The organism is uncultured Brachyspira sp. (assembly GCF_910588665.1).
Classification (GTDB): domain Bacteria; phylum Spirochaetota; class Brachyspiria; order Brachyspirales; family Brachyspiraceae; genus Brachyspira.
In genome coordinates, this window is sequence record NZ_CAJUPR010000001.1 from 184,775 (window position 1) to 198,801 (window position 14,027).

At 30.1% G+C, this 14,027-nt stretch carries 11 protein-coding genes; 7 read left to right on the forward strand and 4 right to left on the reverse strand.

Going from position 1 to position 14,027, the window contains the following annotated elements:
• The first annotated feature begins 556 nt into the window (after positions 1-556).
• Positions 557-1,213 (forward strand): hypothetical protein, encoded by a 657-nt coding sequence (locus QZ306_RS00975; protein ID WP_295159807.1) that lies wholly within the window; start codon positions 557-559, stop codon positions 1,211-1,213.
• 61 nt (positions 1,214-1,274) lie between these two features.
• Here QZ306_RS00975 and QZ306_RS00980 read toward each other — a convergent pair whose 3' ends face one another.
• Positions 1,275-2,282: an aldose epimerase family protein gene (locus QZ306_RS00980; protein ID WP_295159809.1), complete on the reverse strand. Its 1,008-nt coding sequence runs from the start codon at positions 2,280-2,282 to the stop codon at positions 1,275-1,277.
• A 60-nt stretch (positions 2,283-2,342) separates the two neighbouring features.
• On the reverse strand, positions 2,343-2,738 hold the full coding sequence (locus QZ306_RS00985; protein WP_295159813.1) for a secondary thiamine-phosphate synthase enzyme YjbQ: 396 nt from the start codon (positions 2,736-2,738) through the stop codon (positions 2,343-2,345).
• A 198-nt stretch (positions 2,739-2,936) separates the two neighbouring features.
• Here QZ306_RS00985 and QZ306_RS00990 point away from each other — a divergent pair, with 198 nt between their 5' ends.
• The 4 genes from QZ306_RS00990 (at position 2,937) to QZ306_RS01005 (ending at position 8,271) form a co-directional block, all read left to right on the forward strand.
• Complete coding sequence (locus QZ306_RS00990) at positions 2,937-4,325, forward strand: TldD/PmbA family protein (protein ID WP_295159816.1); 1,389 nt, start codon at positions 2,937-2,939, stop codon at positions 4,323-4,325.
• Positions 4,325-5,680: a TldD/PmbA family protein gene (locus tag QZ306_RS00995; protein WP_295159819.1), complete on the forward strand. Its 1,356-nt coding sequence runs from the start codon at positions 4,325-4,327 to the stop codon at positions 5,678-5,680. The genes QZ306_RS00990 and QZ306_RS00995 overlap by 1 nt, the downstream gene beginning before the upstream one ends.
• Before the next feature lie 62 nt (positions 5,681-5,742).
• Entirely contained in the window at positions 5,743-6,924 is a 1,182-nt protein-coding gene (locus tag QZ306_RS01000; RefSeq protein ID WP_295159822.1) for an ATP-binding protein, read from the forward strand.
• A gap of 3 nt (positions 6,925-6,927) precedes the next feature.
• Positions 6,928-8,271 carry a sigma-54 dependent transcriptional regulator gene (locus QZ306_RS01005; RefSeq protein ID WP_295159825.1) on the forward strand — a complete coding sequence of 448 codons (1,344 nt, stop codon included), beginning with the start codon at positions 6,928-6,930 and terminating at the stop codon, positions 8,269-8,271.
• A gap of 89 nt (positions 8,272-8,360) precedes the next feature.
• Here QZ306_RS01005 and QZ306_RS01010 read toward each other — a convergent pair whose 3' ends face one another.
• On the reverse strand, positions 8,361-8,825 hold the full coding sequence (locus QZ306_RS01010) for a PTS glucose transporter subunit IIA (protein ID WP_295159828.1): 465 nt from the start codon (positions 8,823-8,825) through the stop codon (positions 8,361-8,363).
• Between the two features lie 220 nt (positions 8,826-9,045).
• Here QZ306_RS01010 and nagE point away from each other — a divergent pair, with 220 nt between their 5' ends.
• Positions 9,046-10,500 (forward strand): N-acetylglucosamine-specific PTS transporter subunit IIBC, encoded by a 1,455-nt coding sequence (gene nagE, locus QZ306_RS01015; RefSeq protein WP_295159831.1) that lies wholly within the window; start codon positions 9,046-9,048, stop codon positions 10,498-10,500.
• A gap of 107 nt (positions 10,501-10,607) precedes the next feature.
• On the opposite strand, the gene QZ306_RS01020 is transcribed toward nagE, so the two are convergent.
• Positions 10,608-11,891 carry a galactokinase family protein gene (locus tag QZ306_RS01020; RefSeq protein ID WP_295159834.1) on the reverse strand — a complete coding sequence of 428 codons (1,284 nt, stop codon included), beginning with the start codon at positions 11,889-11,891 and terminating at the stop codon, positions 10,608-10,610.
• Positions 11,892-12,128: 237 nt separating this feature from the next.
• Here QZ306_RS01020 and QZ306_RS01025 point away from each other — a divergent pair, with 237 nt between their 5' ends.
• Complete coding sequence (locus QZ306_RS01025) at positions 12,129-13,985, forward strand: methyl-accepting chemotaxis protein (RefSeq protein WP_295159837.1); 1,857 nt, start codon at positions 12,129-12,131, stop codon at positions 13,983-13,985.
• Positions 13,986-14,027 lie beyond the last annotated feature (42 nt).

A 14,027-nucleotide genomic window follows, 5' to 3' on the forward strand; every position in this document is an offset into this window, starting at 1 on the left:
CAAGAACAGTTTCTTTATTATTCTGCTTAATATCTGTTTTTATTATGATATTAAGTTTTAAATATAGTATATTTAACAATCATTATAATATAAAATTTTTATTATATTTTTTGTTTATGACGCTATTTATATTTAATATGTTTTTATTTAGAATAGATATTAAACATAATTATATTGAATATTATATATATATTTTTTCAAATATAATAGGAGCTGTATTTTCCATATTTTTGATTTATATCGGCTTCAATAGAATTGCTTATTTTTTTATTTTAAATATTATTATAGCTGTAAATTTTATTTATAATGTATGCGTATCTCTTTTTAAAAGTAATATAAAGTTCATATTTGCATATAATTATATATATATAATATTCTTTGCTGTATTGCTGTTTTATTGACCTAATGTTACATATAGTATATAATATTTATGATATTTAAGTGGTAAGTGAGCTTTTGATAACTTTAGTTGAGGGCGGTTCTGTGTTTGTAAAATGACGGTGCTTATTTTAAATATTACAATTAATTTTAATAAAAATTATTAGGAGGTTTTTAAATGAAAAAACTTGTTGTATTATTAAGCATATTTTTTTCATTCAATGTTGTGTACTGTGCAGATTTTGTTGCAGGTGTTGTTGGGCGTTTCGGCGCAAGTAGTGCTACTACGGATAAAGGTAAAATATTTAATACAGATTTCAGAGATTTTGATGTTTCTGTTTCTTTTCAGCCTGGTGTATTCTGGGGGCATAATGATTTATTGTCAACAGCTTTTTTATTTGATATAGGGTTTAATGATGATAAATACGAAATAAGGCATAATATTGACGGAAAAAGAGTTTTAGAAAATTTTAATTTTAAAAGCTTATCTGTAGGTTTATTTCCAAGACTTAATGTCGGATTTATTTCCATAGGATTGGGAGGAGGTATCAAATTGCCTTTAAATTTAAAATATTCTAGAGAAGGCAATAAACATTCTTATGATTTCGGTGATATAAGAGACTCTTTTAAAACAATTTATATACCTTATGTTAAAGCATCCGCAGATTTTTTAATAAAAAATAATAAAAGGATGATTACATTGGGAGTGTATGCTAATTATGATTTTCCTATGGATATAGATAAAAACGGACTTTTGAAAGATGTTTCTATTACTAAGGGTTCTTTGGCGTCTTTTGATATAGGCTTTCAGATAGGTATGTATTTTATCAACTGATATTAATTTTTTTGTAAGGAAAAAAAGAAAGGGCTTTATTTTTAAGCTCTTTTATTATGTCTTAAATCAAACCGAATTTATATATTGTTCTGTGATTATATTCTCTGTCAGGATAAAGTATAATGCTTGGAAAATGATTAAAGTTTAGAGAGCATGATAAATACTGAGCCTCTAAGCAAAACGCTTCATGTTTATTCAATATCTGATTTCTTACTTTGCAGTTATTAAGAGAATTAGCAGTATAAAATAGTATGGAAGGCATAGTGGTAAATACTTCCAAACTAATAGATGTTTTTTCGGATATTACTTTAACTCTTTGCTTGTTTATGTCATTATCATCAAATATAAAGCATGTGTCGCATCCTTCTTTGGCTTTTATTATTTCATCTATTTTTTTTGATTTAGTAAAATCATAAGGCGTATTTTTAGTTTTTAGTATTTCTCCTGAAGTTATTTCGTTTTCATCATCTGCAAGATAGTATTCGGCGTTTATATATATTTCATGATCATTTATTTTTCCTCCTCCATTTAAATTAAAGTATGAATGATTCATAATATTTAAAGGAGTCGGTTTATCTGTTGTGGCAATATAGTCTATTATTATTTCATTTTCATTTGTCATAGTATATTTTACCATAAGATTTAAATTGCCGGGATATCCTTCCTCTTTATCTTTTGAAACATAGGAAAATAATACTTCATTATCTTTTTTTTGATTTGAATTATATATTACATAAGAAAGTCCGTTTATTCCGCCATGCGTATGGTCTGGATATTTGTTAGGAGTTATATTATATTCTCTGTCATCTATTTTAAATTTAGCACCTATAGTTCGTCCTGCAGTCCTTCCAACGGTAGCGCCCATATGTCCGTTTTTGACTTTATTGCTGTAAAACTCTATATCATCTGAACCAAATGCCGTTTCTATTTCATTTCCGTTTTTATCTTTAAAAAATATACCCGTTATACTGGCGCCAACTTCCGCAAGTTTTACCTTTAATCCGTTATCATTTTCCAATGTATAAAGATATGAATTTTTTCCAAAGTCTTCTCTTTTTGATTTGAACATACTAATATCCTTATAATTATTTTTATATATTATATATAATTTTTATTTGTTTGAGTATGATTATTTAGAAATTATCTGCACATAAACTTTTCTGTTTCTTGAACCGTCAAATTCAAAAAAATAAATATTCTGCCAAGTTCCTAACACTATTTTATAGTTTTCTATTATCACAGTTAAGCTAGGAGCAATAAGGGAAGACAGAACATGGGCTTGAGAATTTCCTTCTCTATGCTCATAATTATCATGCTGAGGCACCAATTTATTAAAAGCATTCTTCATATCAAAAACCACGTCTGGGTCAGCATTTTCATTTATTCCTACAGCGGCTGTAGTATGAGGTACAAATATTAGGGCAATTCCATTTTCTGTATTTTCTTCATCAACGCATTTTTGAACTTCGTTTGTGATATCCTCTATATCAAATCTTGCTTTAGTTTTTACATTTATGGTATGCATTATTATATCCTTTTATTTTTATATTAAATTATAACAATATGTTTGTCAACTTTGCTCTATTTATTATAATAAAAATATTTTTTACATATAGAAGTTTAATTGTTTTATAATAATAGATGAATATAAAACATAGAACTATTGAAAAACTTACTTTAAAACATTATACTAATGATGTAATATTAAATTATGAGGTTATAGATGAAATATTTTAATTTTGATAAGGATTTTCTGCATACTATATTGGAGGAAGCTTTAAAAAACGGAGGCGAGTATGCAGATTTATTTTTTGAAGATACAAAAGTTAATTCATTATCCTATTTAGATTCTAAAGTTGATGATATGAGTCTAGGCAATAATTACGGAGTTGGTTTAAGGGTTATAGTTAATAAAAAAACAATATATTTATATACTAATGATACAGGCAATGACAGTCTTATAAATTTAGCAAAAAGTGTCTCCTCTATTGTAAATGATAAAAGGCATATAGTTAAAGATTTTATTCAGTCAAATGAAAAAGATAATCATCGGCCGCATATAAATCCTTTTGACATTAACTTTGATGAAAAAATACAAACGCTTTCATATTTGGATAAAACAGCAAGAGGCGTATCTGATAAAATAAAGCAGGTTAATCTGAGATACAGCGAAAAGCGCAGGAATATTTTAGTATGCGCAAGCAATGGAATATTAAAAGAAGATTCTCAGACTTATGTCAGACTTGTTATGGTGTCAATGGCTTCTGACGGAATTAATACACAGACATCGGGCAGAACTAAGGGGGCTTTGGACGGATATCAGGTTATAAGAGATTTAAACTTAAAAGAGATGGCCTTATCAGCCGCCGATTCGGCAATAAGAATGCTTAATTCTAAATATCCTAAATCAGGTAAATATCCTGTTGTTATAGATAATGCATTCGGAGGCGTGATATTCCATGAAGCCTGCGGACATGCTTTAGAAGCCACAACCGTTGCGGATAATGCAAGCGTATTTTGCAATAAATTAGGCGAAAAAATAGCTTCGGATACAGTTACAGCCATTGATGACGGTACTATAAAAAATGCTTGGGGAAGCTATAATATTGATGATGAGGGAAATGATGCACAGAGAACGGTATTAATAGAGAATGGTATATTAAAAAGCTATTTGGTTGATGAACTTGGAGCTATAAAGATGAATCATAAAGTTACAGGAAGCGCCAGAAGAGAAAGTTATAAATATCCTCCTACCTCAAGAATGAGAAATACATTTATAGATAATGGAAATTCAAGTTTTGAAGATTTGATTTCGGGTATAGAATACGGGCTTTATGCCAAAAAAATGGGCGGCGGTTCTGTGGATCCTGCCACAACAGATTATAATTTTTCTGTTTCGGAAGGATATTTAATAGAAAACGGTAAAATTACAGAACCTGTAAGAGGCGCCACACTTATAGGACGCGGTTATGAAACTCTTATGAATATTGATGCCGTATCATCAAACTTGGAATTGGCTGACGGTATTTGCGGAAGTATTTCAGGGTCTGTGCCTACTACGGTTGGGCAGCCTTCCATAAGGGTAAAAGAATTAACGGTCGGAGGAAGATAGTGAATAGTTTTGTAAGTAGAATTAAAGAGATATATAATGTTGTCAAAAATAAAGCTAAAGATATTGATGAAATAGAAGTATATATGTCTGAAAGCGGAGAAGAATGCTTCAGTGTGAGAGAAAGGGATTTGGATATGTATACATTTGCAGAATCGGGAGGTATAGGCTTAAGACTTATAAAAGATGGAAAGGTTGGAATAAGTTTTACTGAAAAAATTGATTCAGATATCAGCGGCGTCAATATAGAAAATCTTATTAAGAATGCAGAAATATCTTTGTCTTATGCAGAATCCGAACGGGATTATAATGTTTTAATAGAAGAAGATGATGAAAAAACTTATGATATGACAAATAATGATATTGAAGGCTTATCTAATGATGAATTGAAAAAAATATCATTATCCATAGAAGATAAATTATACTCTCTTGACAAAAGAATAGTCAATATACCTTCCGCAGGTTTGGAAAAGTATAATTTTATAAAATGCATAATAAACAGCAATGGAATATGCAAAGCTGAGAAGCAAAACAGCATAGCATATTATGCCGAAGTAATAGCAAAAGACTCAGATTCCACAAAAACTTTTTATGACGCTTATTATTCAAGAAATGCTGTATTTGATATAAACTCTTTTACAAAAAATATAGCCGATAATGTTATAAATAAACTCGGCGCAAAAAACATAGAAAGCGGAAAATATAAAACTGTATTTACCAGCGAAGCTATGAGAACCATTATAGGTGCTTATTTATCTTTATTCTCATCGGAAGCCGTACAAAAAAAGATGTCTCTGTTTGATGGTAAGTTAAATAAAAAAGTGGCAAGCAGTATTATAAATATAAAAGATATTCCAATATTTGATAATGGACTTGCAAATACTAATTTTGATGGTGAAGGCTCTTCAACAAAGGAGCTAAGTATTATAACGGACGGAATACTGAATAGTTATTTATATAATAATTATACTGCAAGAAAGGAGAATAGAAAAACAACATCGCATGCTTCAAGAGGATTTAAAACTTCTATAGGCATATCATGTCATAATTTTATTTTAGAAAACGGAAATAATAAGAGGGAGGATTTAATTTCTCAGATAGATAACGGAGTTTTAGTAAACTCTTTAACGGGTGTTCATTCGGGAGTTAATGTATTAAGCGGCGATTTTTCCCTACAGGCTGAGGGAATAAAAATAGAAAAAGGAAAATTATCATATACTGCAAATCCGTTTGTAGTTTCGGGCAATATATTGGACTTTTTAAATAATATAGAAATACTGGCAGACGATACTGATTATCATCATTCGTCTATATATGCTCCAAGCGCTTTAATTAGGGATATTTCGTTTGCTTCATAAATTAATTTTTATGCTGTTTTTTCAGTATTGAAGTTTTTTTTATTTTTATTATACTTTATAAAATGAATAGAACCAGTCAGTTTTTTGATAAAATTCTGCAGAACTTCAATAAAGTTTCTGATGATGAAAAAAAGAATATGTTTCAAAGATTATGCACTCTTTTATATTCTCAGAATGCTATTATAGAAAATCTTGAAGAGGGCATAATAGCAATAGATAATAAAGACATTATACAGGGAATAAATAAAAAGGCATGTTTTTTATTTTCAATACCTAGAAATTGCGAAGGAAAGCCTATATTAAAATATATTAATTCCAGCGATATATTAAATACAGTATCAGAGCTTATCAATAACAATAACAGAAAAACTAAGCTCCTGAAAGACAATGATAATGAAAGAATACTTCAAGTAAATATACTTCCGATAGGCGACAGCGGAAGAATTATAGGCACGCTTATAAAGGCATCGGATATAACTAAAACTTATGAAAGCGCTCAGAAACTTAAAAGAGCCGAACAGTTGGCTTCTCTTACAACTCTTGTCGCAGGTGTTGCTCATGAAATAAAAAACCCTCTCGGATCTATTTCAATATATGTCCAGCTTATAGATAAAATCATAAAAAAAAATATTGATAATGACTGCCAATGCTATAAAGATTTTAAAGAATATTCTGATATTATAAAAGAAGAGATAGGAAGGCTGGAAGAGACTATCAATTCATTTTTGTTTTCGGTACGCAAGCTGGAACTTAATATCGAAGATGTTAATATTAATGAGCTTATACTTTCTACAGTATCATTTTTAAAATATGAAATAGAAAAAAATAATATCAATATAGATATAAAATTTGACAGGGATAATTTAATATTGAAATTAGATGAGAAGTATATAAAACAGTCGCTTATTAATATAATACAAAATGCAATAGATGCTATGAGCTATAATAAAAATAATAGGAAAAAAGAGATTTATATAAAATTAAAAACTATGGATAATTATGCAGTTATAAGCATAAAGGATACGGGTATCGGAGTTAAGGAAGAAGCTTTTAATAAAATATTTGAGCCTTATTATACTACAAAAAGACATGGAACAGGATTAGGACTTACAAATGTTGTCCGTATAATAGAAGCACATAATGGAAATATTAAAATAGAAAGCAGATACGGAAAGGGAAGCAATTTTATAATCAAGCTTCCTTTAAAAGAAGAGAATCAAAAATTTTTAAATACGGATTTATAAATTATGCCTAAAATATTAGTAATAGACGATGAAAAAAATATAAGAGACGGTATTAAAAAGTCATTGGAGTTTGAAGGTTATGAAGTTGCAGTTTCAGAAAACGGAGATAAGGGTATAGAAATAGTTTATAAAGGGGGAATAGATTTAGTTATAACGGATTTAAAAATGCCTGAAAAGACAGGAGAAGAATTTTTAAAAGATGTTTTAGATTTTGACAGACATATACCTGTTATAATATTAACTGGACATGGCAATGTTGAAACTGCTGTTGAGATGATGAGGCTTGGAGCTTATGATTTTATGACAAAGCCTTTTAATCTTGATAAAATGCTTCTTATAATAGCGAGGGCTTTAGAGAGCAGAAATATAAAAAAGACAAAAGAAACATTAGAAAAAAGAGTTGATTATAATGAAAGCTTTTACGGTATGATAGGTCATAGTCCGAAAATGCTTAAAGTCTATGAGGCGGTAAAGCAGGTTGCAAGAACTAAAGTTACGGTTCTTATAGAAGGTGAAAGTGGTACTGGAAAGGAATTGGTGGCTAATGCCATACATCAGATATCGGATAGATCTAAACAGCCTTATATAACGGTTAACTGTGCGGCTCTTTCAGAGGGTGTTTTGGAAAGCGAATTGTTCGGACATGAAAAAGGTTCTTTTACTGGAGCTATTGATAAAAAGATAGGAAGATTTGAAGCCGCAAATAAAGGCACAATATTTTTAGATGAAATAGGAGAAATAAATCAGTCCGTTCAGGTAAAGCTTTTAAGAGTTCTTGAGGAGAGAGTTATTGAAAGAGTAGGGTCAAATAACCCGATAGATGTAGATATAAGAGTTATTGCTGCTACAAATAAGAAATTATCTGAAGAGATAAAAGAAGGAAAGTTCAGAGAGGATTTGTATTACAGACTTAATGTTATAAAAATAGAAATGCCTCCTCTCAGAGACAGAAGAGAGGATATACCGATTTTAATAGATAATTTTATAAGAGAGTTTTCTAATGTTCACTCTATAGAAATAAAATCTGTTGATAAAAAAGTGTATAAAATATTATCATCATTGAAATGGGAAGGAAATGTAAGAGAATTAAGAAATACTATAGAAACTATGGTTGTTATGTGTAAGGACGGCAATATTGATGAAAGCAATATACCAGATTGGGCATTAAAAAATACCGTTAATTACGGATTTAAAGTTGATGGGAATGTTTCTTTGGAAGAACTTGAGAGAATGTATATTAATTATCTTCTTAGCCATAATAATTTTAATAAGGCTCAAGTTGCTAAAATCTTGGGTATTGAGAGGGCTACATTATACAGAAAACTGAAGGAAGATACTAAAGAATAAATTTCAATACTGCTGCAGAGTTTTAATAAATATATAAGTATTATATAAATAATAAAAGTAAAATAATAGTTTGCTCAATATATAATTTCTTATTTTACTGCAGTCATAATTATATCGCCTGCGGATACATCTCTGAAATCAGTTTTATCTAATGATTTTAATTCTGAAAAATTAGGTATTATGATAGGCGAAGTAATATCATATTCTTTTTCTACTTCTGATTTTTCAAATTCTATTAATAAAGTGCCTGCTTTAACTTTATCGCCTTCTTTTACATGAGCTTTGAAATACTTACCGCCTAATTTAACTGTATCCATTCCAATATGTATAAGTATTTCAACGCCTTTAGATGATAAGCCTATTGCATGATTACTGTCAACCATTGTGATAACTTCTCCGTCAACAGGCGAATATACTTTGCCTTCAGAAGGTATTACAGCCATTCCGTCACCTAATGCTTTGCTTGAAAATGCCTCATCTTTAACTTCCGTAACATCAATTAATTTGCCCTTTATAGGACTTTTTATTTCTATTTTTTTAGAGAATAATCCCATATAATGCCTCCTAATTTTTTATAATTTTATCATAAATATTTTTGAAAGTAAATAACTTTATTTGAAAAAATTATGTATAACTAATTTAATATGGTTAATACTTGATAATATCAAAAATAAGTATTATACTAATAATAGGTAACAAATTGCAGGATTTCAAAAGCCTGCAATTTGTTAATAAATAATATGAACTATTATTTTGTATTTTTATGGAGGATATATGTTTAATTATCTACAAAGGATAGGTAAATCCTTAATGGTTCCTGTTGCCGTATTGCCTGCGGCTGCTATTTTATTAGGTATTGGTTATTGGATAGACCCTAACGGCTGGGGGGGGGAGAGTCCTGTTGCGGCATTCTTTATCAAAGCGGGCGGTTCTATTATTGACAATATGCCTATATTATTTGCTATCGGTGTTGCATTCGGAATGTCTAAAGATAGAAACGGAGCCGCAGCATTAGCAGGACTGGTTGCTTTTTTAGTTGTAACAACTCTTTTAGCTCCAGCTACGGTTGCTATGATTCAAAATAAAGATGTTTCTGAAATTCCTCAGGGTTTTGCTAAAATAGATAATCAGTTTATTGGAATACTTTGCGGAATAATAGCAGGGGGATTATATAATAAATTTGCAGATATAAAACTGCCAGAGTTTTTAGCATTTTTCAGCGGAAGAAGATTTGTACCGATAATTACTTCCGTAGTTATGATGGCGGTATCTTTTATTTTAATGGCTGTATGGCCTGCAATTTACGGAGCTTTAGTAGGATTCGGCAAAGCTATAATAGGTCTTGGTCCTATAGGTGCTGGTATATATGGATTTTTTAACAGACTTTTAATTCCTGTAGGTCTCCATCATGCCTTAAACTCAGTATTCTGGTTTGATGTTGCTGGTATTAATGATATACCTAATTTCTTAGGAGGTCAGTCTTCTATAAATACAGGTACTGCAACTATAGGTGTTACAGGTATGTATCAGGCTGGTTTCTTCCCGATTATGATGTTCGGACTTTTAGGTGCCTGTTTGGCATTTGTAAAAAATGCTAAGCCTGAAAATAAAAATAAAATTAAATCTATAATGATAGCCGCAGGTTTTGCAAGTTTCTTTACAGGAGTTACTGAGCCTATAGAGTTCTCATTTATGTTTGTGGCTCCTGTATTATATGTGATACATGCTTTATTAACATGCATTTCTTTAATTATATCCGCCAGTATGAAATGGATAGCTGGTTTCGGATTTTCTGCAGGTTTTATAGATTTAATTCTTTCAACTAAAAATCCTTTAGCAACTCATTGGTATATGCTTATAGTACAGGGTATAGTATTTTTCATATTGTATTTTGTCATATTTAATTTTGCCATTAAAAAATTTAATCTTAAAACTCCGGGAAGAGAAGAAGATGATGAAGCTGAAGTTATATCTTCAGGCGATTCTTCATACGAGCAAAAAGCATTACTTCTTCTTCCTCTGCTTGGAGGTGCTGAAAATATAGTGGATATTGATAACTGCGCCACTAGATTAAGATTAGAAGTAAAGGATAATACTGTTATACAAGCCTCTGAAATTAAAAAAATATTTCCAGGTGTATTAACTCCCGGAAAAACTTCTGTACAGGTAATTGTCGGTCCTAAAGTGCAGTTTTTAGCTGATGAGTTTAAGAAAATAGCTAAAAAATAATTATTAAATATATAATAAAATTATAAGGCTTGCAGTATTATTAATTTACTGCAAGTCTTTTTATTATGCATTTTATTTTTTATAAAAAATAATATTTACAGATTATTTCAGATTTCGCATACAGGCGATTGTCTTACTTTTATTTTTACAGCACTTCCTTCTCCGAATACGGCATTCATATATTTTTTATATTCTTCGGTTTTATCTAAAGGTATTAAAGCCTGTATAGTTCCAGCAAAGCCTCCGCCATGCACTCTATATGCTCCTTCGCCTTTTAGGAAATCTTTTGTAAGACAAATAGCAAGAGCAACTCCCATATTTTTTGAACTTGTAATAGAATAGCAATTTTGCAGATACATGAAGCTTGAAAGTCCTGACTCGTTCATAAGTTTTATATATGTGTTTATATCATCATTTTTTAAAGCATTTATTTGATTAATTACTCTTTCATTTTCTTCCAAGAAATGATAAACTCTCATCATAGCTCTGTCTCCCGCCTTTACCCTTAATTTTGAAGCATTATCTGTTAAATCTTTTTTGCTTATTTCCCTGCATACTTTTTTACCGAAATATTCTGCAACAGCATTCATCTCTTCTCTTATTGCGGCATATTCATTGGTAAGAGAAATATGATCTCCTTTAGTATCTGTTATTATAATGGCATATCCTCTGCCTTCAAAATCATACTCCACTTTTTCTATAATAGGATTTTCATTATCTTTAAAATCTATAGAAATAATGCCACCTATAGAGCAGCCCATTTGATCCATAAGTCCGCAGGGCTTTCCGAAATAAATATTTTCAGCATACTGTCCTATCTTTGCTATATCTACTTTACTTATTTTTCCGTTATTGTATAAAGCATTCTGTATTTCTCCGATTAAAGATTCAAAACAGGCGGAACTGCTTAAACCGCTTCCAATAAGAACTTTATTATTTAATGATACGGTTAATCCTCCTATGTTGCCCCCTTTATTTTTTATTCCTGCACATACGCCTCTGATTAAAGCATTTGATTTTCCGTATTCATTTTTATTTATTTCCAAATCATTAATTTCTATAATATCAGGGTTTTCAGAATAATCAGTATAAACTACTATTTTATTATCATCTCTTTTTGAAACAGCCGCCAATTTATCCAAATTTATAGAAGCTGCTAATACGCATCCGTTATTATGATCCGTATGATTTCCTGAAAGCTCAGTTCTTCCAGAAGCGCTGAATATATATACTTCTCTGCTTTTTTCTTTATATTCAAGATGTTTTAATGTATTATCTAATCTTATATATGCCTCTCTGATGCTTTCTTCGTCTCCGCCGTATATTGAATAAAACTTTTCATCCATTTTTTTTTCTTTTAATATCTCTTTTAACTCTGATATATTATACATATTTAATCCTTAATACTGATTATGTATTGCTATGATATATAAATATATATATTTTGTCAAAGAAAAAATATTAAAAATATATTTTTCAGAAAATATATAGCAAATATATTTTTGCTTTTTGTAAAAAAATATAGTTTTTTATTGTTTTTTTGTAAAAAATTATTACATTACTATAGACTTTTTAAATTTTTATATTATAATACTATAAAAATCATTCATTTATTTACAGAGGTTTTTATGAAATTTACACAGACTTTAAAATTTAAAATGCCTTTTATTATTATATCATCTGTAGCCTTAATGCTTATTACTCTTATGATAGTAATAGTATCCGCTTCGGCTATATTTATAGAAAAAACTGCTTTAAGAGGTTTTCAAGAGACTGCTGACGGTTATAGAGATTTGGTTACGGTATGGCTGAATGATCAAAAAGATCTTACATCTATAATAGCTAAAGAATCTGAATTTTTAAATTACTTTATAGATCCTAATGATTTAACTCTTGCTGTTGCCAAATCCGAGCTACAAGAGGTATGTAATGAATTAAACACCTATGTTGCATCTCTTTCTTTATATGATTTAAATGGAAAATTTATTGCAGACAGTTCAAATGGAAGCACCATACAAAACGATATATCAAAAAGAAATCTATGGGAAAGATTTATATCTACAGGATATCAATATTCAATAGATGACGAGATAGAGTTTTTTCCTAATGACGGGCAGTATGTTCTAGCTATATTGGTTGGAATATTTGACAATAGCGGAAAACCCATAGGCGTTTTAGCGTCTGAATTGAAATGGGATAATTTTTCTAAAAAATATTTTTCTGAGATTACTATAGGAAAAACAGGAAATATTTATGTGGTAGATGAAAACGGCAATAGAGTGGCTCATGGAGATTCTAATAAAATTAATACAATATCCGAAGGTTCTAAAAGTGCATTGCAGGCGGCTTCAAGTCAGAGGAAAGGAACAATTCATTATGAAGATGACGGAGATAAGGTTATGGCTTTTTCAAGACTTGACAATATAGATTGGATAATGTGTGTTACTATGCTTGACAGCGAGTTTTATTATGATAGAAATATTCTTATAATGATATCTATAATATTAAGCGTATTGCTTTTGATTGTAACATCAATAATAGTTATTATTTATATTAATGTTAATATATCAAGAGTTTTATCAAGATTGGCTAATGATTTAAATAGATTAGGCAGAGGAGATTTAACCGTATCAGCACCTGCTAAATTTTTAGCTAATAAATATCAGAATAATGAGTTCGGTATAATATCAAACGGATTTAATAATGCTATAGAACAGTTGAAACATATAGTAAGCAGTATAATGGATTCTTCAAATAATATAGAATTAACCTCAAAAGAGCTTGAAAGCGGCAATAATGATTTGGCATTGAGAACTCAGTCTCAATCATCTTCATTGGAGCAAACAGCCAGTTCTATGGAGCAAATGGCATCAACTATAAAGAATTCCGCCGAAAAATCGGTTATAGGAAATAATATGATGAATGATTCCATAAAATCCGTAGAGGAAGCGGGACTTATAATAGACAGCACCACAAAAAGTATGGAGATGGTTTATGAGGCAAGCAGAAAAATCACTAATATAACAAAATTAATAGAAGATATTGCTTTTCAGACTAATATATTAGCATTAAATGCATCTGTAGAAGCAGCCCGTGCAGGAGATCAGGGAAGAGGTTTTTCTGTGGTAGCGTCTGAAGTCAGAACTTTAGCTCAGAATACTCAAACTTCAGTTAAAGATATAACTTCATTAATAGCGGATTCCGATGAAAAAATAAAGTTGGCCACAGAGGCTGCCAGAAAATCTCAGGAAATATTTGCAGAGATAAAGGATAAAATAGAAAATACAGCAGATATAATGAAAGATATATTGGATAGAGCGGTAGAGCAGCAATCTGGAATAGAATCGGTTAATCAGGCTGTATTAAAAATGGATGCAAGCACTCAGAAAAATGCCAGTTTGGCTGAGCAGTCAAAGAATGCAAGTATGACATTAAGCAGCGAGGCTCAAAAATTAACTGAGGTTGTAAGCTACTTTAAATTATAATATATATTAAACGGTTTTTATAATGAGCCTGATTTATAATTC

Bases quoted from the DNA above. Each gene is read 5' to 3' on its own strand.
- nagE (WP_295159831.1), top strand. From the start codon at position 9,046: ATGTTTAATTATCTACAAAGGATAGGTAAATCCTTAATGGTTCCTGTT.
- QZ306_RS00980 (WP_295159809.1), bottom strand. From the start codon at position 2,282: ATGTTCAAATCAAAAAGAGAAGACTTTGGAAAAAATTCATATCTTTAT.
- QZ306_RS00975 (WP_295159807.1), top strand. From the start codon at position 557: ATGAAAAAACTTGTTGTATTATTAAGCATATTTTTTTCATTCAATGTT.
- QZ306_RS01005 (WP_295159825.1), top strand. From the start codon at position 6,928: ATGCCTAAAATATTAGTAATAGACGATGAAAAAAATATAAGAGACGGT.
- QZ306_RS00985 (WP_295159813.1), bottom strand. From the start codon at position 2,738: ATGCATACCATAAATGTAAAAACTAAAGCAAGATTTGATATAGAGGAT.
- QZ306_RS01025 (WP_295159837.1), top strand. From the start codon at position 12,129: ATGAAATTTACACAGACTTTAAAATTTAAAATGCCTTTTATTATTATA.
- QZ306_RS01000 (WP_295159822.1), top strand. From the start codon at position 5,743: ATGAATAGAACCAGTCAGTTTTTTGATAAAATTCTGCAGAACTTCAAT.
- QZ306_RS01010 (WP_295159828.1), bottom strand. From the start codon at position 8,825: ATGGGATTATTCTCTAAAAAAATAGAAATAAAAAGTCCTATAAAGGGC.
- QZ306_RS01020 (WP_295159834.1), bottom strand. From the start codon at position 11,891: ATGTATAATATATCAGAGTTAAAAGAGATATTAAAAGAAAAAAAAATG.
- QZ306_RS00990 (WP_295159816.1), top strand. From the start codon at position 2,937: ATGAAATATTTTAATTTTGATAAGGATTTTCTGCATACTATATTGGAG.